Genomic DNA, 24,258 nt, shown 5'->3' with positions numbered 1-24,258 from the left:
AGGAAGGGCCGCACCTCCGGGTGCGGCCCTTCTTCGTGTCGGGGGTTCGCAGCGCACGTTCCGCTTCGACGATCGCGTTTCACGTGAAACACGAGACGGCGAGCGTGAACGTGCCCGGCGGTTGGGACTCCCGGATCCGCTGGTCAGCGCGCCGCGCCCGTGACGACCCAGCGTCCCGAACGGGCCCGCCGGCCGAGGGTCGCCATGCGGACCGCCATCATCAGCGCCATGGCCCACCACAGAGCCGTGAGGCCGCCTCCCAGGGTCGGCACCAACAGCGCGACCGGGGCGAAGACGATCAGGGTGACCAGCATGGCCCAGGCCAGATAGGGGCCGTCGCCCGCGCCCATCAGGACGCCGTCGAGTACGAAGACGACTCCGGCGATCGGCTGCGTGAGGGCGACCACCAACAGCGTCGGCAGCAGGGTGTGCTGGACGGTGGGGTCGCTGGTGAAGAGCGGCACGAAGAGCGGCCGGGCGGCCACCACGATCAGGCCGAGCACGATGCCGAAGGCGATGCCCCACTCCACCATGCGACGACAGGCCTGCCGTGCCCCCGTGGCGTCGCCCGCGCCCAGACAGCGGCCGATGATGGCCTGTCCGGCGATGGCTATCGCGTCGAGGGCGAAGGCCATCAGGCTCCACAAGGACAGGATGATCTGGTGGGCGGCGATGTCGGCGTCGCCGAGGCGGGCGGCGACCGCTGTGGCGATCATGAGGACGGCCCGCAAGGAGAGCGTGCGTACCAGCAGGGGAACGCCCGCCCGGGCGCTGTTCCGGATGCCCGCCACATCGGGCCGCAGGGAGGCGTCGTGCCGCCGGGCTCCGCGGACGACCACGACGAGATAGACGGCGGCCATGCCGAACTGGGCGATCACGGTGCCCCAGGCGGACCCGGCGATGCCGAGCCTGGCGCCGTAGACGAGCCCGAGGTTGAGCAGACCGTTGGCCGCGAAGCCCGCGATGGCGACGTACAGCGGTGTCCGGGTGTTCTGAAGCCCACGCAGAACGCCGGTCGAGGCGAGCACCACGAGCATGGCGGGAATGCCGAGGGCGGAGATGCGCAGGTACGTGATGGCGTACGGGCCCGCTGTGTCCGAGGCACCGAAGACGTCCACGAGCCACGGCGCGGAGGGGAGCACCGCGGCGACGACCGCGGCGCCCAGGATCAGGGCGAGCCAGATGCCGTCCATCCCCTGACGGATGGCGGCGCGGAGATCGCCGGCGCCGACCCGGCGGGACACGGCGGCGGTGGTGGCGTACGCGAGGAAGACGAAGATGCTCACGGCGGTGGTGAGCAGGGGCGCGGCAATACCCAAACCGGCCAGTTGCGGGGTGCCCAGGTGGCCCACGATCGCGCTGTCGGCCAGGACGAACAGCGGCTCGGCGACGAGGGCGCCGAAGGCGGGTACGGCGAGGGCCACGATCTCGCGGTCGTGCCGGCGCCGTGAGGTCCGCCGATCGTTCTCGGGTGCCGTGGGGGCCTGTTTCATGGGGTCAATCTAATCTTCCACAGGTAATAGATGCAATGGCCTAGGGATCCTTACGGAAGAGACCGTGTCCGGGTTCTGCCCGCGCGGTTCACCGGGATCTTGAGCCAGTCGGGAAAGTTTTTCTCCCCCACAGCCGGTGGACGGAGAAACTGCAGGTCAGATGGGTCACCGCTCAGGTGCTATGACTTTGTCCACAGTGCTGTCCCCCGGTCCGTGCACAGGTTCCGGAGACTTCTCCACAGCATCCGGTCCTTCGTCCACATGCCCTGTGGATAACCAGATTGGCTGACGCCGCTCGCGGGCCTAACGTGGTCCGGCGCCCGACGCGCCGGAACCGGAGTCGGGCTTCTCGTTTTGTCAGTGTCGTGCCGTAGAAAGAGTGGCACGGCTAGGTCCGCGGTGCGGACGGGAGGAGGTGGCCCGGTGAGCATTCCCGAGCCGTTGGACGAGCCCTGGGCCGAGACCGGTCCCAGTGACCGTCTGCCTGTTTCCCGCCAGCGCGGCGACAGCGAGGTCCGCGGCCGCGGTCGGGGCCGTGGCCGTGACGACCAGCACGACCGGGGCCAGGACGACTGGGACGGCGGGTCCTCCGGCTTCGAGCGGGTGCCCCCTCAGGACATCGACGCCGAGCAGTCCGTTCTCGGCGGCATGCTCCTCTCCAAGGACGCCATCGCGGACGTCGTGGAGATCATCAAGGGCCACGACTTCTACAAGCCCGCCCACGAGACGGTCTACACCGCGATCCTCGACCTCTACGCCAAGGGTGAGCCGGCCGACCCCATCACGGTCGCCGCCGAGCTGGTCAAGCGCGGTGAGATCACCCGGGTCGGCGGCGCGTCCTATCTGCACACCCTGGTGCAGTCGGTGCCGACGGCGGCCAACGCCTCCTACTACGCGGAGATCGTCCACGAGCGGGCTGTCCTGCGACGGCTCGTCGAGGCGGGCACCAAGATCACGCAGATGGGATACGCGGCGGACGGCGACGTCGACGACATCGTCAACTCCGCCCAGGCCGAGATCTACGCGGTCACCGAGCAGAGAACCAGCGAGGACTACCTGCCGCTCGGCGACATCATGGAGGGCGCGCTCGACGAGATCGAGGCGATCGGTTCGCGCAGCGGCGAGATGACCGGCGTGCCCACCGGGTTCACCGACTTCGACTCGCTCACCAACGGCCTGCACCCCGGCCAGATGGTCGTCATCGCGGCCCGCCCCGCCATGGGTAAGTCCACGCTGGCGCTGGACTTCGCACGGGCCTGCTCGATCAAGCACAACCTGCCGAGCGTGATCTTCTCGCTCGAAATGGGCCGCAACGAGATCGCGATGCGTCTCCTGTCGGCCGAGGCCCGGGTCGCGCTCCACCACATGCGCTCCGGCACGATGACCGACGACGACTGGACGCGGCTGGCACGGCGCATGCCGGACGTTTCCCAGGCGCCCTTGTACATCGATGACTCGCCCAACCTTTCGATGATGGAAATCCGCGCCAAGTGCCGTCGTCTGAAACAGCGCAACGACCTCCGCCTCGTCGTCATCGACTATCTGCAGCTGATGCAGTCGGGTGGCTCCAAGCGCGCCGAGAGCCGCCAGCAGGAAGTCTCGGACATGTCGCGAAACCTGAAGCTGCTCGCCAAGGAGCTCCAGCTGCCGGTGATCGCGCTGTCCCAGCTGAACCGTGGCCCCGAGCAGCGCACGGACAAGAAGCCGATGGTCTCCGACCTGCGTGAATCCGGATCCATCGAGCAGGACGCCGACATGGTCATCCTGCTCCACCGAGAGGACGCCTACGAGAAGGAGTCCCCGCGCGCGGGCGAGGCGGACCTGATCGTGGCCAAGCACCGTAACGGCCCGACCGCGACCATCACCGTGGCCTTCCAGGGCCACTACTCGCGCTTCGTGGACATGGCCGCGACCTGAGGTCTGCACCGGGTGCGCGCGGTGCGTGCACTGCGCCGCAGGGTGTGCCATGAGCCTGGTGCCCGGAGCGGTGCGGGAGGCCGCCGACGACCTCGCCGATCCGCTCATCCGTCGACACCTGGGAAAAGAGATCGACTGGGCGCTGGTGTGCGGCTAGACCTGAGGGCATGACCTCACCCCATGCGTCCGTATCGACCCCGCCCTTCGACGAGTTGCTGCCCGGAACCCGTCGGGCCCTGCTCCACCGCATCGCCGTCGCCCAGTCCGAAGGGCGGGCCCCCTCGCTGGTCGCGGGCGTGGTGCGGGACGGACGGATGGTCTGGTCGGGGTCGCGCACCTCGGTCGACGGGCACGGCCCCGACGCCGATGTGCAGTACCGCATCGGGTCGATCACCAAGACCTTCACCGCCGTGCTCGTTCTGCGGCTGCGTGACGAAGGGCTCCTGGATCTCGGGGACCCGCTGGAGAAGCACGTTCCCGGCACCGCGGCCGGATCGGCCACCATCGCTCAACTCCTGTGCCACACGGCCGGGTTGGCGGCCGAGACACCCGCGCCGTGGTGGGAGAGGACGCCGGGGGATTCCCGTCCCGAGCTGACCGATGTGCTGGGCGAGCAGCCGTACCTGCATCCCGCGGGCCGGCTGCACCACTACTCCAACCCGGGTTACACCTTGCTCGGTTCTCTGGTCGAGGCGCTGCGCGGAGTCTCCTGGGAAGAGGCGCTGCGCAGAGAGATCCTGGAACCGCTGGGGCTGGACCGCACGACCACCCGGCCCGTGGCCCCGCACGCGGGCGGCTGGGCCGTACATCCGTGGGCGGACGTCCTGCTGCCGGAGCCGTCCCAGGACCTCGGCCTGATGGCGCCCGCCGGACAGCTCTGGTCCACGGTCTCCGACCTCTGCCGCTTCGCCGTCTTCCTGGCGCAGGGCGATGAGCGGGTGCTGAGCGCCGAGTCGGTGGCGGAGATGCGTGCCCCCGCTGTGGCTCCGGAGGCCGGCGGCTGGGACGGCGGTTACGGGCTCGGTCTCCAGCTCGCCCGGAGCGAGGGACGCGAACTCGCCGGACACACCGGCTCGTTGCCCGGGTTCGTCGCGAGCCTTTGGGTGAGCGTGGTCGACGGGGTGGCCGCCGTGGCGCTCGTCAACGCGACCTCGGCGCCGATGGGCATGCTGGCCGCCGATCTCGTACGGATCGTGGCGGAGGCCGAGCCACGCCTCCCGGAGCCCTGGCGCCCCCTTCCCGAGGTGGACAACGAGCTCCTGGCGCTCACCGGTCCCTGGTACTGGGGCACCCAGTCCTATGGGCTGCGGCTCACCGCCGACCGAGGAGTGGCGCTGGCGCCGCTGCGGGGCAACGGCCGGGCTGCCCGGTTCACCGCGACCGGCGATGGCACCTGGATCGGCCTCGACGGCTACTACCGGGGCGAGACGCTCCGTGTGGTGCGTCGGCCGGACGGATCCGTGAGCCATCTCGATCTCGGATCGTTCGTCTTCACCCGCGAGCCCTACGGTCCCGACGCGACCGCGGTACCCGGCGGCGTGGACCCCGAGGGCTGGCGCGGCGTCTGACGGCGATGTCGTTTCACGTGAAACGTGCACGGGCTCTGTAACCGCAGGCGCCCGGTGCCGTCTGTTGCACACGAACCAGTGCGGTCTGTTTCACGTGAAACAGACCGCACACGGCGGCCGGGGTTCGCCCGCCCCATGCCGAGGCCCGCTGCCCGGCTGTCCGCTACAGCGGCTTCTTGAAGCCGACGTGGGAAGCCTCGAACCCCAGACGCTCATAGAACCGGTGGGCATCGGTGCGGGTGGCGTCCGATGTCAGCTGGACCAGCTGGCAGCCCTGCCGCTCCGATTCGGAGACGGCCCATTCGATGAGCCGGGTCCCGAGCCCGCTTCCGCGTTCCGCCGCATGAATGCGTACGCCCTCGATGATCGAGCGGGTCGAGCCGCGGCGGGAGAGTCCCGGGATGACGGTGAGCTGAAGGGTGCCCACCACCTCGCCACGACGGACCGCGACCACCAGGAGCTGATGGGGGTCGGACGCAAGCCGGTCGAAGGCGGTGCGGTAGGGCGCGAGGTCGTCCGGGGATTCGCGCTGGGCGCCCAGGGGGTCGTCCGCCAGCATCGCCACGATCGCCGGGATGTCCTCGGACGCCGCGGGCCTGATCTCAAGATCGCTCATGGCCCGGAGCGTACGCCCGGTTCTTTCAGGCGGGTACGTGCAGTGCTTCCACCGTGCGCACCAGGGGCGCGAGTTGGGGGTTTTCGGCAGCGTCGTCCAGCGCCTCGCGCAGAGCCTTGTCGTTGGTGGGCCGCGCCTCGGCGAGCAGGGCCAGCCCGGACTCGGTGACGTCGGTGTAGATGCCGCGCCGGTCGGTGTCGCAGAGGTATCGGGTCAGCAGCCCGCGGGCTTCCAGCCGGGTGACGAGCCGGGTCGTGGCCGACTGACTGAGTACTACCGCGTCGGCGACCTGCTTCATCTGGAGATGCCCGCCGGGGCCGCTGTGCTGGCGGCTGAGGACGTCGAGCAGCGAGTACTCGCGCACGCTGAGGTCGTGCCCGGACTGCAGGGCGCGCTCGATGTGCGCGTCGATCTTGCCGTGCAGCAGGGAGAGCGCGCACCAGCCCTGGGCGAGGGCGGTGAGTGCGGGGTCCGTCGCGGTCATGCGTGTCCTCCGTCCGGAGCGGCTTGTCCTCAGGATAGTCCACGAGCGCAATAGCCCGCGTTTGCGATTAGTCGGCGTCTGCAATTATTGTGGACGCTCGTAAAGGGCTCACGCAATCTCCCTGGAAGGTCATCCCATGCCACTCGCCCTCCTAGCCCTCGCCATCGGGGCGTTCGGTATCGGCACCACAGAATTCGTGATCATGGGGCTGCTGCCCGAGGTCGCCGGCACCTTCGCCGTCTCCATCCCGACCGCCGGATTCCTGGTCAGCGGGTACGCGGTCGGGGTGGTGCTCGGTGCACCGCTGATGACCGTCCTGGGCACGAAGATCAGCCGCAAGCGGATGCTGATGCTGCTCATGGGCTTCTTCATCGTCGGCAACGTGCTGTCCGCCGTCGCGCCCGCCTTCGGGCTGATGCTGACCGGCCGCATCGTGGCGTCCCTGGCCCACGGGGCGTTCTTCGGTATCGGCTCGGTCGTCGCCGCGGACCTGGTCGCACCGCAGAAGAAGGCCGGGGCCATCGCGATGATGTTCACGGGTCTGACCGTCGCCAACGTCGTGGGCGTCCCGGCCGGCACGCTGATAGGCCAGCAGGTCGGCTGGCGCGCGACGTTCTTCGTGGTCGCGGCGCTCGGAGTGCTGGGACTGTTCGGCGTCGCCAAGCTCGTTCCGAACATGCCGAAGGCCGAGGGCGTGCGGCTGCGGCACGAGATCGCCGCGTTCCGCAATGTGCAGGTGCTGCTCGCCATGGCGATGACCGTGCTCGGCTTCGGCGGAGTCTTCGCCGCGATCACCTACATCACACCGATGATGACGAACGTCGCCGGCTACGCCGACACCTCGGTCACCTGGCTGCTCGTGCTCTTCGGCCTGGGCATGGTCGCCGGAAACCTCATCGGCGGCCGGTTCGCCGACCGTGCCCTGATGCCCATGCTGTACGTGTCGCTGACTGGCCTCGCCGTGGTGCTGGCCCTGTTCACGTTGGCCGCCCACGACAAGATCGCCTCTGCCGTCATGATCTTCCTGATCGGCGCGCTCGGCTTCGCGACCGTGCCTCCACTGCAAAAGCGCGTCCTCGACCAGGCCGCCGGAGCGCCCACGCTGGCCTCCGCCGTCAACATCGGCGCCTTCAACCTCGGCAACGCGCTCTCCGCCTGGCTCGGCGGCATCGTCATCGCCGCGGGCCTCGGCTACACCGCCCCCAACTGGGTGGGCGCCGCTCTCGCCGCGTCCGCCGTCGTCCTCGCCCTGATCTCCAGCGCGCTGGAGCGGCGGGCCCATGCAGGAGGACGCATCGTCGCGAGCGCCGCTCCCGACGCGGCCCAGGCCCCCGTGGCCGTCCACCACTGACCATTCACCACTGATCAACTGGCAAGTACCACCGAGGAGTTCCTCTTCATGAGCACCCACACCGTCGCCGCTGCCCCGCTGTCCACCCAGGACGCGGAAGCCCTCGTCGAAGCCGCACGCTCCGCTGCCGAGGCGGCCGGCGTCTTCGCCGCGGTCACCGTCCTCGACGCGGGCGGCCATCTGCTCGCCTTCCGCCGGGACGACCGGGCCGTACTGATCGCCGGGGAGACCAGCACCCGCAAGGCCTACACGGCGCTCCAGCTGAACGCGCCGACCGCCGACCTGGTGGACGCGGTTCAGCCGGGCGGTCTGTTCCACACCCTGCCCACTGCCCTCGACCGGCCCCTGCTGTTCATCGCGGGCGGTGTTCCGGTCCACCGTGAGGGCCGGCTGATCGGCGCGATCGGTGTGGGTGGCGGCGCCCCCGACCAGGACCACGGGTTCGCGACCCGTGCGGTGGAGGCGCTGGCAGCCCACTGAGCGCCTGGATACCACGAGGCCGCCCCAACTGAGCCCGCTGGCGCGGTGGTTGGGGCGGCCTTCGAGGCCTCTGGGTGTTCCGCTCTCGGCTAGCCGGCCGCCACTGTCAGGGGGGCGAATCGGCGCGTCCAGTCGCCGGGGAGTGCCGGAATGCCGTACGTCATCACCGCGTTGAAGGCGATCGGCTCCAGACCGGACGCCTTCAGCCAGCACAGCAGCTCCTCATGGCGGACGTCCACGTCCGTACGCAGTGGACGGTCGGTGCCCGCCGCCAGCGAGGCGACCAGTGCCTTCGCGGTCTCCGTGTCGCGGGCGATCAGCGGACCCACGACATGGGTGGCCATATTGGGCCAGGCCGCCGCGAAGCCGGTCAGGCCGGTGGAGTCCTCCGCGACCCGCAGCTGGTCGCAGAAGGCCGGAAGGCGCGTGATCATATGGGTGCGGTCCTCCCCGAACACCTCGGCGTCCAGCCGGAGCACGGCCGGCAGATCCTCTGCGGTGGCGGGCCGGGTGGCCACCGTCGGAGCGGGGCCCGACGGCTGGAAGCGGCCCATGACCATCTCGGCGCGGCCGGTCACCTCGAAGCCGAGCTCCTCGTACAGCGGGCGGCCGTTCGGGGTCGCGTGCAGGGTGACCGGGGTGCCTTCCAGCTCCCGCAGGACGTCCTTCATCAGACGGCGGCCGACGCCCTGCCGGGCGAAGCGCTCGGCGACCAGCACCATGCCGATGGCCGCGAGGCCCGGGCCGTACGAGGTGACGACGCAGGCGGTGACCAGCCCCTTGCCGTCAGGATCGTCGATCCCGAACCCCGTTCCCGCGGTGAGCAGGAGCCCCCATTTGTGCTCCTCGCGTGGCCAGCCCCGGTCCTCCGAGAGGTCGGCACAGGCGGTGAGGTCGTCGATGGTCAGGCGGCGCAGGGGAAGCTCGGCGAGCGGTGAGGGCATGAGGGTCAGGTTGTCCGACGCTACGGCGTGGCGTCCACCGCTTTGCGGCCTGCGGCACGGTGCTCTCGGCCACGCTTGGTCAGCCCCCACGGCTTCAGCACCGAGATGGCCGTCATGAAGAAGTACGCACTGGACGAGACCACGGGGGCTGCCACCAGGCTGATGTCGGGGACGTCGGCCGCGGTGGCGCTGTTGATCTCGGGGCGCAGGAGGAAGGCGGACAGGCACAGCGTGATCAGGGTCAGCCAGAACTTGATCCAGACCCAGCGGTGGCGCGCGAGCCCCCACGGTGTGCCCAGGGACAGGACCACGCCACTCACGAGCGTCGTGAGCGCGATGGGCAGCACCAACCAGTCGCCGAAGACCTTCATGGCGCTGTAGGCCGCCCCGGTCATGGTCGGCGAGTCCGTCGTACAGGCGGTGATGCCGAGGGCGAGCAGGCCGAAGGTGAGGCCCAGCCAGCTCACCGAGACGGCCACATGGGCGACCAGCCATCCCCGTCGGGCCGTCCGCCGGAGATGTTTCACGTGAAACGGCGGCCGGACCGTGCGCGGGACCGTGCGGTCGGATGTCGGGAGCGAAGGATGTTTCACGTGAAACAGCGTGCCGCCGCGTGGCCCCGCAGGCGTCCGACCGAGGGAGTAACCCCGTCTACTGGCGTCGGCGTACGGGACGGGCGGCGGCTGCGGGCGCGCCCGATGGGTGGGGGTCAGCCCAGATCGGGAGCGTGCATGGCGCGGACACCCTCGATGTTGCCGTCGAGGTAGTGCCGCAGGGACAGCGGGACGAGGTGGACCGAGGCAATGCCCACGCGGGTGAACGGGATGCGGACGATTTCGTACTCCCCGCACGGTTCCTCGATCTCGGGACCGTGGCGCAGCGAGGGGTCCATCGAATCGAGGCGGCAGACGAAGAAGTGCTGCACCTTCACTCCGGTGGCGCCTCCGTCGGCGCCGATGTGCTCGATGGTGTCGACGAAGCAGGGCACCACATCGGTGATCTTCGCGCCGAGTTCCTCGTGCACTTCGCGGTGCAGGGCCTGGACGACGGTGGAGTCCTCGGGTTCGACCCCGCCGCCGGGAGTGACCCAGTAGGGATCCACGCCGGGCTTGGTTCGCTTGATCAGAATCAGGTCGTCACCGTCAAGCAGGACGGCTCGTGCGGTGCGCTTGACCACTGGACGTACGGTCATGGGAGAAATGTGGCCCGAAGGGAGAGCCGCGAAACTCTCCGGCTCCGTCGGCCGCGGCCTCAGCCCCACTCGCTCGCGGCGCGCAGCAGCCACTCCTGCGCCCGCGCGATGTGGGTGAGCCCCAGCGTGCCGGTGCGGGCCGCGAGGAAATAGGTGCGCAGCGGTGGCACCGGGGGATCCAGGAGCGCCACCAGTTCGCCCTGTTCCAGGGCCGTCTCGCACAGGTAGCGCGGCAGCACCGCGAGACCGGCTCCGGCGGTCACCGAGGCCAGCACCGCCCTCAGGTCGGGGGCCACCACCGCGCCGCTGGCCGCCGGCTTGGCATCGAACACCGAGGCCCAGTAACGCGTCACCAGCGGCAGGGACTCGTGGACCTCCACCACCGGGATGGGCGCGAGGACGGCGGGCCCGCCGTGGCGCACCGCCCCGGGACCGAGGCGTGCCGCCCAGCGCACCCCGGCGACCAGGACGTGCTCCTCGTCGCACAGCGGGGTCGAGGTCAGCAGATCGCCGCGCGGCCGGGCGGTGGTGATGGCCAGATCGTGATGCCCGGCGGCGAGGCCCTCCAGGGTCTCTTCGGCGCTGCCGAACGAGGCCCGCAGAGTGAGGCCCTGGGGGATGAGCCGGGTGAGCGCGGGCAGGGCGCGCAGCGCCGTGAACTCGGGCGGCCCGGCCAGGTGCAGGGTCCGCCCGCCCGGCTCCTCGCCGATGCCGGACTCGGTGATCTGCACGAGCGCGTCCAGATGCGGCGCGGCCCGCTGGGCCAGCTCGTCGCCGATGGTCGTCGGGGTCACCCCGCGCGCCTGGCGGAGGAAGAGGGGACGGCCCAACTGCCGCTCCAGCGTGCGTATCTGCCCGGTCACCGCGGGCTGGGAGAGCCCGAGCAGGGCGGCGGCCCGGGTGAAGGAGCCCGCCCGGTGCACCGTGACGAACGTACGCAGCAGGGCAAGGTCCATGCGGTGCCCTCCCGTCCTGAACTGCCCCCACGACGCCCCGGCAAGCCACCACTATAAATATGTCGATAGGTCCCTGTCGCCAGGGTGATTGGACACTGACGCAGAGTCAACTAGCCTTGTCCGGACGGTTCCCAGCGCGCGGGAACCGGGACGGTCCGAGCCATGAGGGGGGAGGCTCGGACCGTCCGTCCTAGGTGGCTGACGTGCTCCACGTCGAGGTCATCAGGCCGAAGCCGCCTGGTCGAGAGCACGTTCCACGTCCGCGATCAGGTCGGGGGCGTCCTCCGCGCCGACCGAGAAGCGGATGAAGCCCTCCGCCACCGCGTCGCCGCCCCAGCGCCCGCGGCGCTCGGCCGTGGAGCGCACGCTGCCGAAACTGGTGGCGTCGTCGACCAGGCGCAGCGACGCGAGGAACCGCTCCGCGAAGCCCCGGTCGGGCAGGTCGAAGGAGACCACACAGCCGAAGCGGCGCATCTGGGCCGCGGCGAGACGGTACGACGGGTCCGTGGGCAGACCGGGATAGCGCAGGGCGGTCACCTCGGGCCGCTTCGACAGCGCCTCGGCGAGCGCCAGGGCGTTGGCGGCCTGGCGGTCCGCGCGCAGGTGCAGGGTGGCCAGGGAACGGTGCGCCAGCCAAGCCTCCATCGGGCCCGGGATCGCGCCGACGACCTTGCGCCACTTGCGGACCCGTGCGGCGAGGTCGGGGTCGCGGCACACCACATAGCCGAGCAGGAGATCTCCGTGCCCGGTCAGGCCCTTGGTGCCGCTGGCCACCGCGAAGTCCGCGCCGAGTTCGAGGGGGCGCTGCCCGAGCGGGGTGGCCAGGGTGTTGTCGACCGCCACCAGCGCGCCCGCCTCGTGGGCGGCCCGGGCCAGCCGGCGTACGTCGCACACATCGAGACCGGGGTTGGACGGTGTCTCGATCCACAGCAGCTTCGCGCCGTCCAGGTGCGCCAGTTGCGCGTCGGCGGCGGTCGGCGCGGTGCGCACCTCGATGCCGTACGCCTCCAGCTGTTCGCGCACCAGGGGCAGCGCCTGGTAGCCGTCGTCCGGCAGCACCACGGTGTCCCCGGAGCGGGCCTGGGAGAGCAGCACGGCCGAGATCGCCGCCATCCCGGAGGCGAAGACGATCGCCTCGGCGCCCTCGTCGGGCGACTCGAGTTCGGCTATCGCCCGCTCCAGGTGGGTCCACGTCGGATTGGTGTCGCGGCCGTAGGTGTAGGGCCCGGAGGCCTCGCCGGGCAGATGGAAGTGGGCGGCGAACACCGGCCCCGGCAGGGTGGGCTCATAGGCCACCGGTTCGGGCAGTCCCGCGCGGACCGATCGGGTTCCGTCCCCCGTCGTGCCACGAGCGTCAGCTGTCATGCCACAGGCTCCATTTCCGTACGCGCGGCGCCGAGGAGTCCCTCACGGGCCGCCTCCGCCGTCCCAGGACAGTCGTCGAAACCCTCGTGCCCGCCGTCGGCGGAACAGGGGATGGCCACCTTCAGTCCTTGTCGTCGGGCAGGACGATGTGCATCGCCCAGGACACGATCGAGATGATCAGGGCACCGATCACGGCGGTCCAGAATCCCTCGACGTGGAAGCTCAGGTCGAGCTTGTCGGCGAGCCAGGAGGTCAGCAGCAGCATCAGCGCGTTGACCACCAGGGTGATCAGGCCGAGCGTGAGGATGAAGAGGGGGAACGACAGGAGCTTGACCACGGGCTTCACGACGAAGTTCACCACGCCGAAGAGCAGCGCGACCAGAATCAGCGTCAGGGCCTTCTTGCCGGTGCTGTCACCGGTCAGGGTGATGTCCTTCACCAGCCAGATGGCCACCGCCAGGGCGGCCGCATTGGCGATCGTCTTGACTACGAAATTCTTCATGGGTCTGATCGTGGCAGACGTGATCGGCACGAGCGCAGGGGCAGAGGGCGATGAAAGAATTCCGACTCGATGAGCTGGAGGCGGAGCGGGCCGCCAATGACGGTGCGTATCTGCAGTTCCTGCGGGAGCGGAACATGTCGGCCGGCCTCTACGCGCTCGACGCGGGCGCGCACGACCCCCAGTCCCCGCACGCCCAGGACGAGATCTACTTCGTGGCCAGCGGCCGCGCTTCCATCACCGTGGGCCTGGAGACGACGCAGGTCGCCCGGGGCAGCGTGGTCTACGTGCCGGCCGGAGTGGCGCACAAGTTCCATCACATCACCGAGGACCTGAGGGTTCTGGTCGTCTTCTCTCCCCCGGAGAGGTGAGGGCCACCCCCGGTTCTCCCTAGGGGTTCGGTCAGGGGAGTTCAAGGGGTGCGAGGGCCCCGCCCGCCACCCCCTCGCGCCTAGCATCGGGAGTGTCGAAGGCACACAACTCGTGGGCCGACACCAACGAGCGGAAAGAGGTAGGGACGATGGCGCGGATCTTCGCGGGGATGCCCTGGTGGGTCAAGTGGGTCGCCGTGCCCGTCATCGCCCTGGTGGTGTTCGGCGGGCTCATCGCGAGCGTGGTCGGTTTCCTTTTCGGGCTGCTGTTCAAGCTCCTGGTCTTCGTGGCCCTGGTCGGCGGTCTGATCTATCTGGTGCGCAGGTTCATGTCGTCCTCGTCCTCCTCGCGCGGCGACTGGTGACCGGGCCGCGCGCCGGTACGCGGGTCGCGTCCGGGAGGCCGGGGCATTAGCCCGGCCGGGGGAACGGACCCGATCGGACCCCCTTGGCCCGGCAGGACCGCCATTAGAGTGGCCAGTCTCTGCCGCCCCTGGGAAGCACGGGTCTGACGGCCCCTCACCACTGGTCCGGCCGGCTCGTGGCCCGGCCCCGGGGTCACGGCGGGCGCGCGGGGGCGGCCCCCGCGGGTGGGCGCGTCGCCCGTCAGCACGCCTGGGGGTGACCTGTGGCCACGGCTCCGAACGCCGCCGTCCCTACCCTGATCGGCTCGGTCCAGCGGGCCCTGCGCCTCCTGGAGGCGGTCGGCTCCCACCTGGACGGCGCCCCCGCCAAACAGCTGGCGAGAGAGGCGGGGCTGCCGCTGCCGACCGCGTACCACCTGCTGCGCACCCTGACGCATGAGGGCTATCTGCGGCGCGAGCACGGGGTGTTCCTGTTCGGCCCGGCGGTCGAGCGGCTGGCTCGGGGCGGAGTGCTGCAGAATCGTCGCAGCAAGATCAATGAATCGCTGGCGCGCTGGCGGGACTCCCTCGGGGTGCCCGTCTACTTCGCTGTTTATCGCGAGGGGGAGATCGAGGTCGCCGGCCTCGCCGAGACCCCTGCGGCGCCCGCCGTCGAGGAGTGGGCCGACTTCCGCGAGACCGGGCACGCCCACGCGATCGGCCAGTGCCTGCTCAGCCAGCTCGACGAGCGCTCCCGCGAGGATCATCTGGACCGGCACCCGGTCGCAGCCATCACGCCGTACACCGTGCGGGACCGCCGAGCCCTCGTGGAGCGGCTCGCGGCTACGGAACGTAGCCGACTCGCGGTCGAACGACAGGAATACGTCCTCGGTTCCGTCTGTGCCGCGATCCCCGTCGAGGCCGGTTCCGACCCTGCCGCGCTGGCCATTTCCGTACCCCTTCACCAGCAAGAACGACTGATTCCGGCCATTGAGCGACTGCGGGCGGAAATGGGCGGTCTGCTCGGCTCCCTGGCCTTCTCTATCAGTATCTGAAATATCACTCCTTGTGATCTGCTAGCCGTTCCACCACGATGGCGTCAAGAGGGCCATGGGGGATGATTCCTGGCCAGTTCCGGCTAGAGCGGGGTACGTGCGATGCGTGATTCGGTTCAGGCAGAAGTGATGATGAGTTTCCTCGTGTCCGAGGAGCTCTCCTTCCGGATCCCGGTGGAGCTGGCATACGAGGCCACGGATCCCTACGCGGTGCGCATGACCTTCCACCTCCCCGGCGACGCGCCGGTCACCTGGGCCTTCGGGCGTGAACTGCTCCTCGACGGGCTCAACAAGCCGATCGGGGACGGCGACGTGCGGATCGAGCCCGCCGAACCCGACCTGCTGAGCGATGTGCACATCAGGCTCCGCGTCGGCGCCGACGCCGCCCTGTTCCGGGCCGGCGCCGCGCCCCTGGTGGCGTTCCTCGACCGCACCGACAAGCTCGTCCCGCTCGGGCAGGAGTGGACGCTGGGCGACTTCGACGAGCACCTGGAGGACGCGCTCGGCCGCATCCTGGCCGAGGAGAACGCCGGCTGAGCCGCTACTTGCGGCGTCGGTGACCGCCACCGGAGCGCGCACCCGCCGGACGCGGAACCGGGCGGTCCGCGGACGGGGCGCCGGGTCGGCCCGCCGGGCGGGCGCCGGTACGGCCGGCGGGCCGGTCGGCGGAGACCACCAGGGCCGCCAGCGCCGTGGTCAGCGGTACCGAGGCCACCAGGCCGATCGAGCCGACCAGTGTCCGCACGATCTCCTCGGCGACCAGCTCGCTGTTGGCCACGGTGCCCACGCTGCTCTGCGCGATCGAGAACAGCAGCAGCAGGGGCAGCGCGGCGCCCGCGTAGGCGAGCACCAGGGTGTTCACCACGGACGCGATGTGGTCGCGGCCGATCCGGATACCTGCCCGGTACAAGCCGCGCGGGCCCATCGTGGGGTTCGCCTCGTGCAGCTCCCAGACCGCCGACGTCTGGGTGACCGTCACGTCGTCCAGTACGCCCAGGGAGCCGATGATGACGCCGGCCAGCAAAAGGCCGGACATGTCGATGTTCGGGTAGAGGCCGTGGATCAGGCCGGTGTTGTCGTCGGTGTTGCCGGTGAGGGAGGCCCAGCCGATGAACAGCGAGCCGAGCAGCCCGATCAGCATCAGCGAGACGAGCGTGCCGAGCACCGCGACGGAGGTGCGCGCGGACAGGCCGTGGCACAGGTAGAGCGCGATCAGCATGATGGCGCTCGCCCCGACCACCGCTACCAGCAGCGGGTTGGAGCCCTGCAACACCGCCGGAAGGATGAACAGGGTCAGCACGGCGAACGAGATCACGAGCGCGACCAGGGCCATCACCCCGCGCAGCCGCCCGACGACCACCACCGCGAGCGCGAAGATCCCGGCGAGCAGCGCCATCGGGAACCGCCGGTTCACATCGGACACCGAGTACTGCAGGTCCCGGGGTGCGTCGGGGGCGTAGGAGACGATCACGCCCTGGCCCGTGTGGAGTTGGCGCGGCGCGTCCGGCTGGACGATCTCGGTGAAGGTGCGCCCCTCCTCGGGGCCCGACGTCACCTTGACCGTGGCCTTCTCGCAGATCCTGCGCGGGGCGGCGTCCCGGTCGCGCCGGCTCTCGGCGGTGGAGGTGTCGCCGTTGGACGGGGTCTGCGCGGCATGGACCGACGCGCAGTCGACCTTGTCCACGGCGGTGACCTCGGCCTGCTGGGTCTGGCGGTCGAAGCCGACGCCGGTGCGCTGGTGCGGCGGCGCGCCGCCCGGCCAGAGCACCACGAGCCCCACAAGGACCGCTGCGGAGAAGGGGATCAGCACCGCGGCGATGACCTTCCGCAGGTGCTTGGACACCGGGGCGGCGGGCCCGTGGGCGTGCGAGTGGCCGTGTCCGTGGCCGTGTCCGCCGTGCTGGTGCGCAGGGCGCGGTTCTGGTGAGGTCACCGACCGATCATCGCAAGAACACCGGGGGCCCTCTGTTCAGCGCGCCAGTGAGGACGCTAGCGTGGTGACACCTTTGCACACGCGGGAGCTCGGAGCACCGGGCTGAGAGGGCGCTGAACACCGTACGAACCGTACGGAAACGGCTGCGCCGACCGCCGAACCTGTTACCGGGTAATGCCGGCGTAGGGAGTAGGTCTCATGACCATTCAGGACGCACGCACGCCTGCCTCCAGCACGGAGAGCGGGAAGTCCATCGGCTGGCACAAGGGGTACGTGGAGGGTTCGCGCCCCGACCTCAAGGTGCCGGTGCGCCAGGTGCACCTCACCAACGGCAAGGCCGTCACGCTGTACGACACCTCGGGCCCGTACACCGATCCGACCGTCGAGACCGACGTCCGCCGCGGGCTCGCCCCGCTCCGGGAGAACTGGATCATCGGGCGCGGCGACACCGAGGAGTACGCCGGGCGCCCGGTCCGGCCCGAGGACGACGGCATCAAGCACACCTCGCCGCGCGGCGGCCTCAAGAACCTCGACGCGGTCTTCCCCGGCCGCCCGCGCCAGCCCCGCCGGGGCCGGGGCGGCCAGGCGGTGACCCAGCTCGCCTACGCCCGGCGCGGCGAGATCACCCCGGAGATGGAGTACGTCGCGATCCGCGAGAACGTCTCCCCCGAGGTCGTCCGGGAGGAGATCGCGGCGGGCCGCGCGGTGCTGCCCGCCAACATCAACCACCCCGAGATCGAACCGATGATCATCGGCAAGCGGTTCCTGGTGAAGGTCAACGCCAACATCGGCAACTCGGCGGTCACTTCCTCCATCGAGGAGGAGGTCGACAAGATGACGTGGGCCACGCAGTGGGGCGCGGACACCGTCATGGACCTCTCCACCGGCCGCAACATCCACACCACGCGCGAGTGGGTGCTGCGCAACTCCCCCGTCCCGATCGGCACGGTGCCGCTGTACCAGGCCCTGGAGAAGGTCGACGGCCGTGCCGAGGACCTGACCTGGGAGATCTACAAGGACACCGTCATCGAGCAGGCCGAGCAGGGCGTCGACTACATGACGGTCCACGCCGGCGTGCTGCTGCGCTACGTGCCGCTGACCGCCCGCCGCAAGACCGGCATCGTCTCGCGCGGCGGCTCGATCATGGCGGCCTGGTGCCTGGCGCACCACAAGGAATCGTTCCTGTACGAGAACTTCGAGGAACTCTGCGACATCCTCGCGGCGTACGACGTGACGTACTCGCTCGGCGACGGTCTGCGCCCCGGCTCCATCGCGGACGCCAATGACGAGGCGCAGTTCGCGGAGCTCCGCACGCTCGGGGAACTCAACACGATCGCCAAGCGTCACAACGTACAGACGATGATCGAGGGCCCGGGACACGTCCCGATGCACAAGATCAAGGAGAACATCGACCTCCAGCAGGAGATCTGCGAAGAGGCCCCGTTCTACACCCTGGGGCCGCTGACCACCGATGTGGCGCCCGCCTACGACCACATCACCTCCGGCATCGGCGCGGCGATGATCGCCTGGTGGGGCACCGCGATGCTCTGCTACGTCACGCCCAAGGAGCACCTCGGCCTGCCCAACCGTGACGACGTGAAGACCGGCGTCATCACGTACAAGATCGCCGCGCACGCGGCGGACCTGGCCAAGGGGCACCCGGGCGCGCAGGAGTGGGACGACGCGCTCTCGGACGCCCGGTTCGAGTTCCGCTGGGAGGACCAGTTCAACCTGGCCCTCGACCCGGTCACCGCCCGGGAGTTCCACGACGAGACGCTGCCCGCGGAGCCGGCCAAGACCGCGCACTTCTGCTCGATGTGCGGTCCGAAGTTCTGCTCGATGAAGATCTCCCAGGACATCCGCCGCGAGCACGGCGGCGACCTGGGGTCCGACGAGATCGCGGCCGGAATGGCGGAGAAGTCCAAGGAGTTCGCGGACGCGGGCAACCGGGTCTATCTGCCGATCGCCGACTGAGTCCGTGCGGCCTTCGCGCTGCCCCGGGAGCGGCCGGCTCCCGGGGTCGGTGCCGGCCGGGCCCCCGGTTCAGTCCGGCTGGTGCTCGGGGCCGCCGAAGTCGGGGCTCGTGAAGTCCGGGCTGGTGAAGCCCGCGTGGCGGCTGGGGGAGGCGCCCTCGTCAGGGCTGTCGAAGCCCGGGCGGTCGTATCCGAGGGTGGGTATGCGGCCCAGGGGACGGCGCTGCGCGGGGGCCCCGGGGTCGATGCTCGGGTCGGCGAGCGCGTCGCGCAGGAAAGGGTAGATGCCCCGTTCCACCAGGGCGTGGCGCCAGGCCTCGCGGGCGCGGGCCAGTTCCTGGGTGCGCTCGTCGGGGGCGTCCGCCTCACTGTTCTCGTCCAGGGCGACCACCTGCGTGGCGCCGTTGCGCACCGCGGTGATGAGCAGCCCGACGGCGGCGGCCAGGATCGCGGCGGCGGTCAGGGCGCCGAAGAACCAGCCGGCCGTCAGCATGGTGTCGGCGAAGGCGGGCTGCGGTTTGAGCATCTTCAGGATGTAGCCGACCAGCAGGAATATCGCGGCGGCGGTGCCCGCGAGCACCGGTGCCAGGACGGTGACCACGACGCCCACCCCGGCCCCGGAGGGTTCGAGCGGACTGCTGTCGTGGGTGGACGCGGGGTCGTTCGCGGCGGAGTCGGTGTGCTCGCGCAGCTCTTGGCGCGTCCTGACGTAGTGCTCGTACTCGGCGGCCGCCCGCTCGGTGACGAACGTGCCGGCGGCGAGGACCATGGTGCGCAGCTGCACCGCGTTGAGGCGGTCGCCGATTCCGGAGAGACCGGGCCGTTCGTGCGCGGTGCGCAGTGCCTCGTCGAGGATCCGCTCGAACTCCGGGCGGTCCTCGGTGAGCAGGTGCGGAGCGCTGTTCATGTGCATCCCCCGATGCTCCGTAGGGCCGGGATGCCCGCCTGGTGAACGGGCAGTTGGGCGGAAACGGAGGAGAGCCTGCTACGGATAACCCGATGGTAGAGCCGCTACGGCACGGGGTGACAGGGGGTTTCCGTAAATGGCATACCCCGGCGCTGTGCCGAAGCCTTTCCCGGTCAACCGTCAGCCATGCAGCGGGAGTTGCTGGACCAGCAGCTTTCCGGCCATGGTCACGCCGCCGTCCATGGCGATGGCCAGCCCGTCGGCGTACACGTGCGGACCTTCGACGACGGGCCGCGAGTCCTCCTCGCCGTCCTCGGTGCCGACCTCGCCGAGCAGATACGGAATGGGGCTGTGGCCGTGCACCACGCGCTGTCCGCCGTAGGCCGACAGCAGTTCGCGGGCGGCCTGCGGGCCCGATTCGTCGCGGAAGGCGAAGCGCTTGGTGAACTTGCGGAACAGGTCCCAGCACTCGTCGGCGTCGTTGCGGTTGAGGATGGCGTGGACGGTGTCGTTGACGGCCTCGATGGAGTCGCCGTACTCCAGATAGGCGGTCGTGTCGGAGTGCATGAGCAGGTGGTCGTCCTCCTGCTCGATCGCGTCCAGGCGGGACATCCACTGGAGGTGGACGTCCTGGAGCCGGTCCATGTCGGCCTTCTGGCCGCCGTTGAGCAGCCAGGCGGCCTGGAAGGTGGCCGTGCCCGCGCCGGAGTTGACCGGCGTGTCGGCGAATCTCTTGGCCCCGATGAGCAGCAGCTCGTGGTTGCCCATGAGGGCCTTGCAGTAACCGCCGGCCGCCGCCGCCTCGGCGGACAGCCGCATGACCAGGTCGATGACGCCGATGCCGTCGGGGCCGCGGTCGGTGAAGTCGCCGAGGAACCACAGCCGGGCGGTGCCCGCTGCCCAGTTGCCGGCGTCGTCGACGAGGCCCTGTGCGCGCAGCGCGGCCAGGAGTTCGTCGAGGTAGCCGTGGACGTCGCCCACGACGTACAGCGGCCCGGGGCCGTCGGGTGCCGCGGGCGCGACGGGCTCGACCGTCGGCAGCTTCACCGTGTCGCCGCGCTGTATCACCGGCAGGTCGCGCGCCGTCGGCGTGTAGCCGTCCGGCGGCTCCTCGTCCTGGTAGGCGGCCGGGCCGGGGGGCGCGGGCGGGGCGGGGGGCACGTCCGGCTGCTGCCCGGGGGCGGGCTCCTGCTGGAACACCGGCGCGACCGGCTGCGGCGGCATCACGGGGTCCGGCCCGGCGGCCGGCTCCTCCGGTGGTGGCACGGGGGTCTGTTGCGCGTACGGCGGCACCCGGAAGTCACGCAACGTCTCCGTCCGCACGGGTCCCTGACCGGCCCCCTGAGTCATCGACCCCTCCACCACCGTCGCACCGCCGTACACCGTGGGAGCCGCCAGGTCGGGCGGAGATCCGTGGTGTCGTGCGCCCATCATAGGAATGCGCCTCATGCTGTGTGACGCACCAGGGGTGGTCAATCCGGGTGCGAGCGGTGTTCGCGGGTGGTTATGTCCCCAATGTGGTGGTCAGGGCCGGGCTGATCCCCGCCGTTCTGACCGATCGGGGACCGGGGTTGGCCGGCCGGGCCGCCGCCCGGCCGGAATTCACTCCTTGCCCGGGCCCGTCTGGTTGTCCTTGGCGGGCGATCGGGGCGGGCTGACCGTGGTGCGCGGCGGACGGCGCTGCGATGAGGTGCGCACGATCAGTTCGGTCGGTATCACCTGCTCGATCGGCTGGCCGTTGTCGATCCCCTCGATCGCGTCGATGAGCAACTGCACGACGGCCGTGCCGATTCGCCGCGGTTTGAGCGAGAGCGTGGTGATGGGCGGTTCGGTGGTGGCGTACACGGTGGACTCGCTGCAGCACACGAGCAGCAGGTCCTCCGGTACGCGCAGGCCGTAGCGCCGGGCGGCGGCCAGCAGATCGGTGCCGTTGGGGTCGAAGAGTCCGTAGACGGCGTCGGGCCGGTCCGGGCGGGCGAGCAGCCGGTCGGCTGCGACGGCGCCCGCGCACGGGTCGTGGGCCGGGTAGGACTCGTACACCGGGTCCTGGCCGACCCGTTCGCACCAGGTCAGATAGGCCTCGGTGGAAAGGCGCGTGTAGGTGTCGGTGGTGGTTCCGGTGAGCAGGCCGATCCGGCGGGCGCCGGCGGCGGCGAGATGGTCGAGCAGATCGAGGACGGCGGCCTCGTGGTCGTTGTCCACCCAGGCCGTGACGGGCAGGCTGCCCGCCGGACGGCCGTCCGAGACTACGGGCAGCCCCTGGCGCACGAGTTCGCTGACGACGGGGTCCTGGTCGGAGGGGTCGATGACGACGGTGCCGTCGAGGGCGACGTTCGACCAGACGTCCGCCGGGCTGCGGCGTGAGGTGGCGGGCAGGATGACGAGGGCGTAGCCGCGCGCCAGCGCGGCGGAGGTGGCGGCCCTGGCCATCTCGGCGAAGTAGGCGAATTCGGTGAAGGTGAAAGGTTCATCCCCGTAGGTCGTCACGGTCAGGCCGATGAGGCCCGACTTGCCGGTACGGAGCGTGCGGGCCGCTGCGGATGGGCGGTAGCCCAGCCGGTCTGCGACCTCGCGGACGTGGCGGCGGGTGGCGTCGGGGAGCCGGCCCTTGCCGTTGAGCGCGTCGGAGACGGTCGTGATGGAGACCCCGGCGGCGGCGGCTACGTCCCGAATACCTGCCCGCCCCAGCCGGCGACCGGTCGACCGGCTCACCTGATGCTTCCCTGCTGCTGTCATGGCGAGCCGATAGTAGGGCGATGACGGATGGTTGGCCCGGGTGCATATGCACGCGTTGACAGGCACGTTTTTGCATGATCAAGATTCGTCAATCGCCTTGCTATGCAAGGGAGTTGTGGGGTCTTGCGTTACGGTGCCGCTTGTCGACCGGCAGACCGCTGCCCACTGCCCGGTGGTGCGGAGTGGTCTCAACTCACCTTCATGGGTGATGCGCGCCACGGCGCAGGCCACCGGCGCACGCCAGGCACACGAGCGCTCCCCCCTTGCCGTAAGCCCGCCGGCAACCGTTCTCCGTCGGCTATTCGCAGGGCCGCCGAATCCTCATAAGGTGAGGAGTATTGGATGTGTACGGAGCCGCCCGCGCCGGCGAGCACGGGATTCGTACGGAATGGTCGAGGAGGACCTGCGGTGAGCGAGACGAGCCCCAAGCTGCGCGCCGAGCTGGACGGCATCCCCACCTACAAGCCCGGCAGGCCCGCGGCCTCCGACGGTCCGGTCGCCTACAAGCTGTCCTCGAACGAGAACCCCTACCCGCCGCTCCCCGGTGTGATGGAGAGCGCGGTCGCCGCCGCGGGGAACTTCAACCGCTACCCGGACATGGCGTGCACCGGCCTGATGAACGAACTGTCCGACCGGTTCGGGGTGCCCCTGACGCACCTGGCCACCGGCACCGGCTCGGTCGGGGTCGCCCAGTCGCTGATCCAGTCCACCTCGGGCCCCGGTGACGAGGTCATGTACGCCTGGCGCTCCTTCGAGGCGTACCCGATCATCACCCAGATCAGTGGAGCGACCTCGGTCCGGGTGCCGCTGACCCCGGGTGATGTGCACGACCTGGACGCGATGGCGGACGCGATCACCGACCGGACCCGGCTGATCTTCGTCTGCAACCCCAACAACCCGACCGGCACCGTGGTGCGCCGGGCCGAGCTGGAACGGTTCCTCGACCGGGTGCCCTCCGACGTCCTGGTGGTCCTCGACGAGGCCTACCGGGAGTTCATCCGCGACACCGAGGTGCCGGACGGCATCGAGATCTACCGGGACCGCCCGAACGTGGCCGTCCTGCGCACCTTCTCCAAGGCGTACGGGCTCGCCGGGCTGCGGGTCGGCTTCGCGGTGGCGCACGAGCCGGTCGCGGCGGCCCTGCGCAAGACGGCCGTGCCCTTCGGCGTCAGTCAGCTGGCCCAGGACGCGGCGGTCGCCTCGCTGCGCGCCGAGGACGAGCTGATGGGCCGGGTCGGCGCGCTGGTCGGCGAGCGGGACCGGGTGTACGCGGGGCTGGTGCAGCAGGGCTGGACCGTGCCCGAGACGCAGGCGAACTTCGTGTGGCTGCGCCTCGGGGAGCGCACGGTCGAGTTCGCCGCCGCGTGCGAGGCGGCGGGTGTCGTGGTGCGGCCGTTCGCCGGCGAGGGCGTGCGCGTCACGATCGGCGAGTGCGAGGCCAACGACCTGTTCCTCAAGGTCGCCGAGGGCTTCCGCAAGCAGGCCTGAGCCGGGCCGCGCGGCGGCCACCCGCTCGGGCGGCTGCCTTCGCGCGGCGGCCGGCGGTCCGCGCGGCTGCCTTCGCTCGGCCGCCTACGGGAGGGCGTCGACCCGGATCGGGTCACCGGAGCGCACCGTCGCGAGCTGCCGCGGGTCGCCGTCGACGCGGCCGAGGATGTTGCACGGGCTCGCGAGCCGGCACTCCTCGCCGCGCGAGATGGGCGTGGGGCCGTACGGCAGCGCGAGCGCGTCGCCGTCGGTCCAGAAGGCGACGGTGCCCGGCTCCACCACCTGGCGGGCGTCGGCCTCCTGGGCGGGCGAGACCGGGGTGTCGAAATAGACCTCCTCGCCCCAGGTGTGGGCGGTGGAGGTGATCGGAAGGGCCCCGGCGAGCGCCGCGCTCGTGGGGGTTTCTTCGAGGGTCGCGGTGAGGCTGCCCGCGGGCCATGAGATGCGTATGCGCAGCTGGTTCTCCATGGCGCCGAATTCAACAATATGTTGAAACTCTTGGGAAGAGGGTGTCCACGGGCGCGGTGTGCCCCGTTCCGGGCCGGTGCGGATTGGTAGGGGGACCCCCCTGGAGGTCTCGACAGCC

General features: G+C 70.4%; 24 protein-coding genes and 1 riboswitch. Of the genes, 10 read left to right on the top strand and 14 right to left on the bottom strand.

Annotation, left to right across the window (positions count from 1 at the left end; genetic code table 11):
• Nucleotides 1-143: 143 nt before the first annotated feature.
• The gene (locus tag ACGF3I_RS12505; protein WP_393130975.1) at nt 144-1,493 is read right to left on the bottom strand and encodes an MATE family efflux transporter; all 1,350 of its coding nucleotides are present in this window, start codon (nt 1,491-1,493) and stop codon (nt 144-146) included.
• Between the two features lie 423 nt (nt 1,494-1,916).
• On the opposite strand from ACGF3I_RS12505, the gene dnaB reads away from it, so the two are divergent.
• Together dnaB and ACGF3I_RS12495 are read left to right on the top strand one after the other, a co-directional pair.
• Nucleotides 1,917-3,410 carry a replicative DNA helicase gene (dnaB, locus tag ACGF3I_RS12500; protein WP_359966057.1) on the top strand — a complete coding sequence of 498 codons (1,494 nt, stop codon included), beginning with the start codon at nt 1,917-1,919 and terminating at the stop codon, nt 3,408-3,410.
• Between the two features lie 167 nt (nt 3,411-3,577).
• Complete coding sequence (locus ACGF3I_RS12495; protein WP_393130972.1) at nt 3,578-4,978, top strand: serine hydrolase domain-containing protein; 1,401 nt, start codon at nt 3,578-3,580, stop codon at nt 4,976-4,978.
• Between the two features lie 163 nt (nt 4,979-5,141).
• On the opposite strand, the gene ACGF3I_RS12490 is transcribed toward ACGF3I_RS12495, so the two are convergent.
• Together ACGF3I_RS12490 and ACGF3I_RS12485 are read right to left on the bottom strand one after the other, a co-directional pair.
• Entirely contained in the window at nt 5,142-5,594 is a 453-nt protein-coding gene (locus ACGF3I_RS12490) for a GNAT family N-acetyltransferase (protein ID WP_393130970.1), read from the bottom strand.
• A 25-nt stretch (nt 5,595-5,619) separates the two neighbouring features.
• Entirely contained in the window at nt 5,620-6,078 is a 459-nt protein-coding gene (locus ACGF3I_RS12485; RefSeq protein ID WP_393130968.1) for a MarR family winged helix-turn-helix transcriptional regulator, read from the bottom strand.
• A gap of 136 nt (nt 6,079-6,214) precedes the next feature.
• Here ACGF3I_RS12485 and ACGF3I_RS12480 point away from each other — a divergent pair, with 136 nt between their 5' ends.
• The gene (locus ACGF3I_RS12480; RefSeq protein WP_393130966.1) at nt 6,215-7,429 is read left to right on the top strand and encodes an MFS transporter; all 1,215 of its coding nucleotides are present in this window, start codon (nt 6,215-6,217) and stop codon (nt 7,427-7,429) included.
• A gap of 48 nt (nt 7,430-7,477) precedes the next feature.
• Nucleotides 7,478-7,909 carry a heme-binding protein gene (locus tag ACGF3I_RS12475; RefSeq protein WP_393130964.1) on the top strand — a complete coding sequence of 144 codons (432 nt, stop codon included), beginning with the start codon at nt 7,478-7,480 and terminating at the stop codon, nt 7,907-7,909.
• A gap of 89 nt (nt 7,910-7,998) precedes the next feature.
• Here the strand turns inward: ACGF3I_RS12475 and ACGF3I_RS12470 are convergent, their stop codons facing one another.
• The 6 genes from ACGF3I_RS12470 to ACGF3I_RS12445 form a co-directional block, all read right to left on the bottom strand.
• A complete protein-coding gene (locus ACGF3I_RS12470) occupies nt 7,999-8,853 on the bottom strand; it encodes a GNAT family N-acetyltransferase (RefSeq protein ID WP_393130962.1) in 855 nt (284 codons plus the stop codon).
• Nucleotides 8,854-8,873: 20 nt separating this feature from the next.
• Nucleotides 8,874-9,380, bottom strand: coding sequence for a DUF2269 domain-containing protein (locus tag ACGF3I_RS12465; RefSeq protein WP_393130960.1), 507 nt, complete (start codon nt 9,378-9,380; stop codon nt 8,874-8,876).
• A gap of 182 nt (nt 9,381-9,562) precedes the next feature.
• Nucleotides 9,563-10,045, bottom strand: coding sequence for an NUDIX domain-containing protein (locus tag ACGF3I_RS12460; protein WP_393130958.1), 483 nt, complete (start codon nt 10,043-10,045; stop codon nt 9,563-9,565).
• A 59-nt stretch (nt 10,046-10,104) separates the two neighbouring features.
• The gene (locus ACGF3I_RS12455; protein WP_393130956.1) at nt 10,105-11,001 is read right to left on the bottom strand and encodes a LysR family transcriptional regulator; all 897 of its coding nucleotides are present in this window, start codon (nt 10,999-11,001) and stop codon (nt 10,105-10,107) included.
• Nucleotides 11,002-11,223: 222 nt separating this feature from the next.
• Entirely contained in the window at nt 11,224-12,366 is a 1,143-nt protein-coding gene (locus tag ACGF3I_RS12450) for a cystathionine gamma-lyase (RefSeq protein ID WP_393130954.1), read from the bottom strand.
• A 121-nt stretch (nt 12,367-12,487) separates the two neighbouring features.
• Nucleotides 12,488-12,868 carry a phage holin family protein gene (locus ACGF3I_RS12445; RefSeq protein ID WP_393130952.1) on the bottom strand — a complete coding sequence of 127 codons (381 nt, stop codon included), beginning with the start codon at nt 12,866-12,868 and terminating at the stop codon, nt 12,488-12,490.
• A gap of 50 nt (nt 12,869-12,918) precedes the next feature.
• Here ACGF3I_RS12445 and ACGF3I_RS12440 point away from each other — a divergent pair, with 50 nt between their 5' ends.
• The 4 genes from ACGF3I_RS12440 to ACGF3I_RS12425 all read left to right on the top strand — a co-directional run bounded on the left by ACGF3I_RS12440 (nt 12,919) and on the right by ACGF3I_RS12425 (nt 15,172).
• Nucleotides 12,919-13,236, top strand: coding sequence for a cupin domain-containing protein (locus ACGF3I_RS12440; RefSeq protein ID WP_393130950.1), 318 nt, complete (start codon nt 12,919-12,921; stop codon nt 13,234-13,236).
• A 149-nt stretch (nt 13,237-13,385) separates the two neighbouring features.
• On the top strand, nt 13,386-13,601 hold the full coding sequence (locus tag ACGF3I_RS12435) for a DUF5326 family protein (RefSeq protein ID WP_393131249.1): 216 nt from the start codon (nt 13,386-13,388) through the stop codon (nt 13,599-13,601).
• 263 nt (nt 13,602-13,864) lie between these two features.
• The gene (locus ACGF3I_RS12430) at nt 13,865-14,635 is read left to right on the top strand and encodes an IclR family transcriptional regulator (RefSeq protein ID WP_393130948.1); all 771 of its coding nucleotides are present in this window, start codon (nt 13,865-13,867) and stop codon (nt 14,633-14,635) included.
• Between the two features lie 102 nt (nt 14,636-14,737).
• Nucleotides 14,738-15,172 carry an SsgA family sporulation/cell division regulator gene (locus ACGF3I_RS12425; protein ID WP_393130946.1) on the top strand — a complete coding sequence of 145 codons (435 nt, stop codon included), beginning with the start codon at nt 14,738-14,740 and terminating at the stop codon, nt 15,170-15,172.
• Between the two features lie 4 nt (nt 15,173-15,176).
• Here ACGF3I_RS12425 and ACGF3I_RS12420 read toward each other — a convergent pair whose 3' ends face one another.
• The gene (locus ACGF3I_RS12420; RefSeq protein ID WP_393130944.1) at nt 15,177-16,568 is read right to left on the bottom strand and encodes a YibE/F family protein; all 1,392 of its coding nucleotides are present in this window, start codon (nt 16,566-16,568) and stop codon (nt 15,177-15,179) included.
• A 71-nt stretch (nt 16,569-16,639) separates the two neighbouring features.
• Nucleotides 16,640-16,774: riboswitch (TPP riboswitch) on the top strand.
• Here ACGF3I_RS12420 and thiC point away from each other — a divergent pair.
• Nucleotides 16,767-18,542, top strand: a complete 1,776-nt coding sequence (gene thiC, locus ACGF3I_RS12415; RefSeq protein ID WP_393130942.1) for a phosphomethylpyrimidine synthase ThiC — start codon at nt 16,767-16,769, stop codon at nt 18,540-18,542. It overlaps the preceding riboswitch by 8 nt.
• A 69-nt stretch (nt 18,543-18,611) precedes the next feature.
• Here the strand turns inward: thiC and ACGF3I_RS12410 are convergent, their stop codons facing one another.
• The 3 genes from ACGF3I_RS12410 to ACGF3I_RS12400 all read right to left on the bottom strand — a co-directional run bounded on the left by ACGF3I_RS12410 (nt 18,612) and on the right by ACGF3I_RS12400 (nt 22,184).
• A complete protein-coding gene (locus tag ACGF3I_RS12410; RefSeq protein ID WP_393130940.1) occupies nt 18,612-19,454 on the bottom strand; it encodes a hypothetical protein in 843 nt (280 codons plus the stop codon).
• 174 nt (nt 19,455-19,628) lie between these two features.
• Nucleotides 19,629-20,798: a metallophosphoesterase gene (locus ACGF3I_RS12405; RefSeq protein ID WP_393130938.1), complete on the bottom strand. Its 1,170-nt coding sequence runs from the start codon at nt 20,796-20,798 to the stop codon at nt 19,629-19,631.
• 252 nt (nt 20,799-21,050) lie between these two features.
• Nucleotides 21,051-22,184, bottom strand: a complete 1,134-nt coding sequence (locus ACGF3I_RS12400) for a LacI family DNA-binding transcriptional regulator (RefSeq protein WP_393130936.1) — start codon at nt 22,182-22,184, stop codon at nt 21,051-21,053.
• Between the two features lie 408 nt (nt 22,185-22,592).
• On the opposite strand from ACGF3I_RS12400, the gene hisC reads away from it, so the two are divergent.
• A complete protein-coding gene (hisC, locus tag ACGF3I_RS12395) occupies nt 22,593-23,672 on the top strand; it encodes a histidinol-phosphate transaminase (protein WP_393130934.1) in 1,080 nt (359 codons plus the stop codon).
• 84 nt (nt 23,673-23,756) lie between these two features.
• On the opposite strand, the gene ACGF3I_RS12390 is transcribed toward hisC, so the two are convergent.
• Complete coding sequence (locus ACGF3I_RS12390; protein ID WP_393130932.1) at nt 23,757-24,140, bottom strand: cyclophilin-like fold protein; 384 nt, start codon at nt 24,138-24,140, stop codon at nt 23,757-23,759.
• Nucleotides 24,141-24,258: the final 118 nt, after the last annotated feature.

Origin of the sequence: Streptomyces sp. NPDC048111, from assembly GCF_043202815.1 — a bacterium.
Classification (GTDB): Bacteria; Actinomycetota; Actinomycetes; order Streptomycetales; family Streptomycetaceae; genus Streptomyces.
Note: the sequence above shows the minus strand (reverse complement) of the source record. Positions and strands in the feature narration are given on the sequence as shown.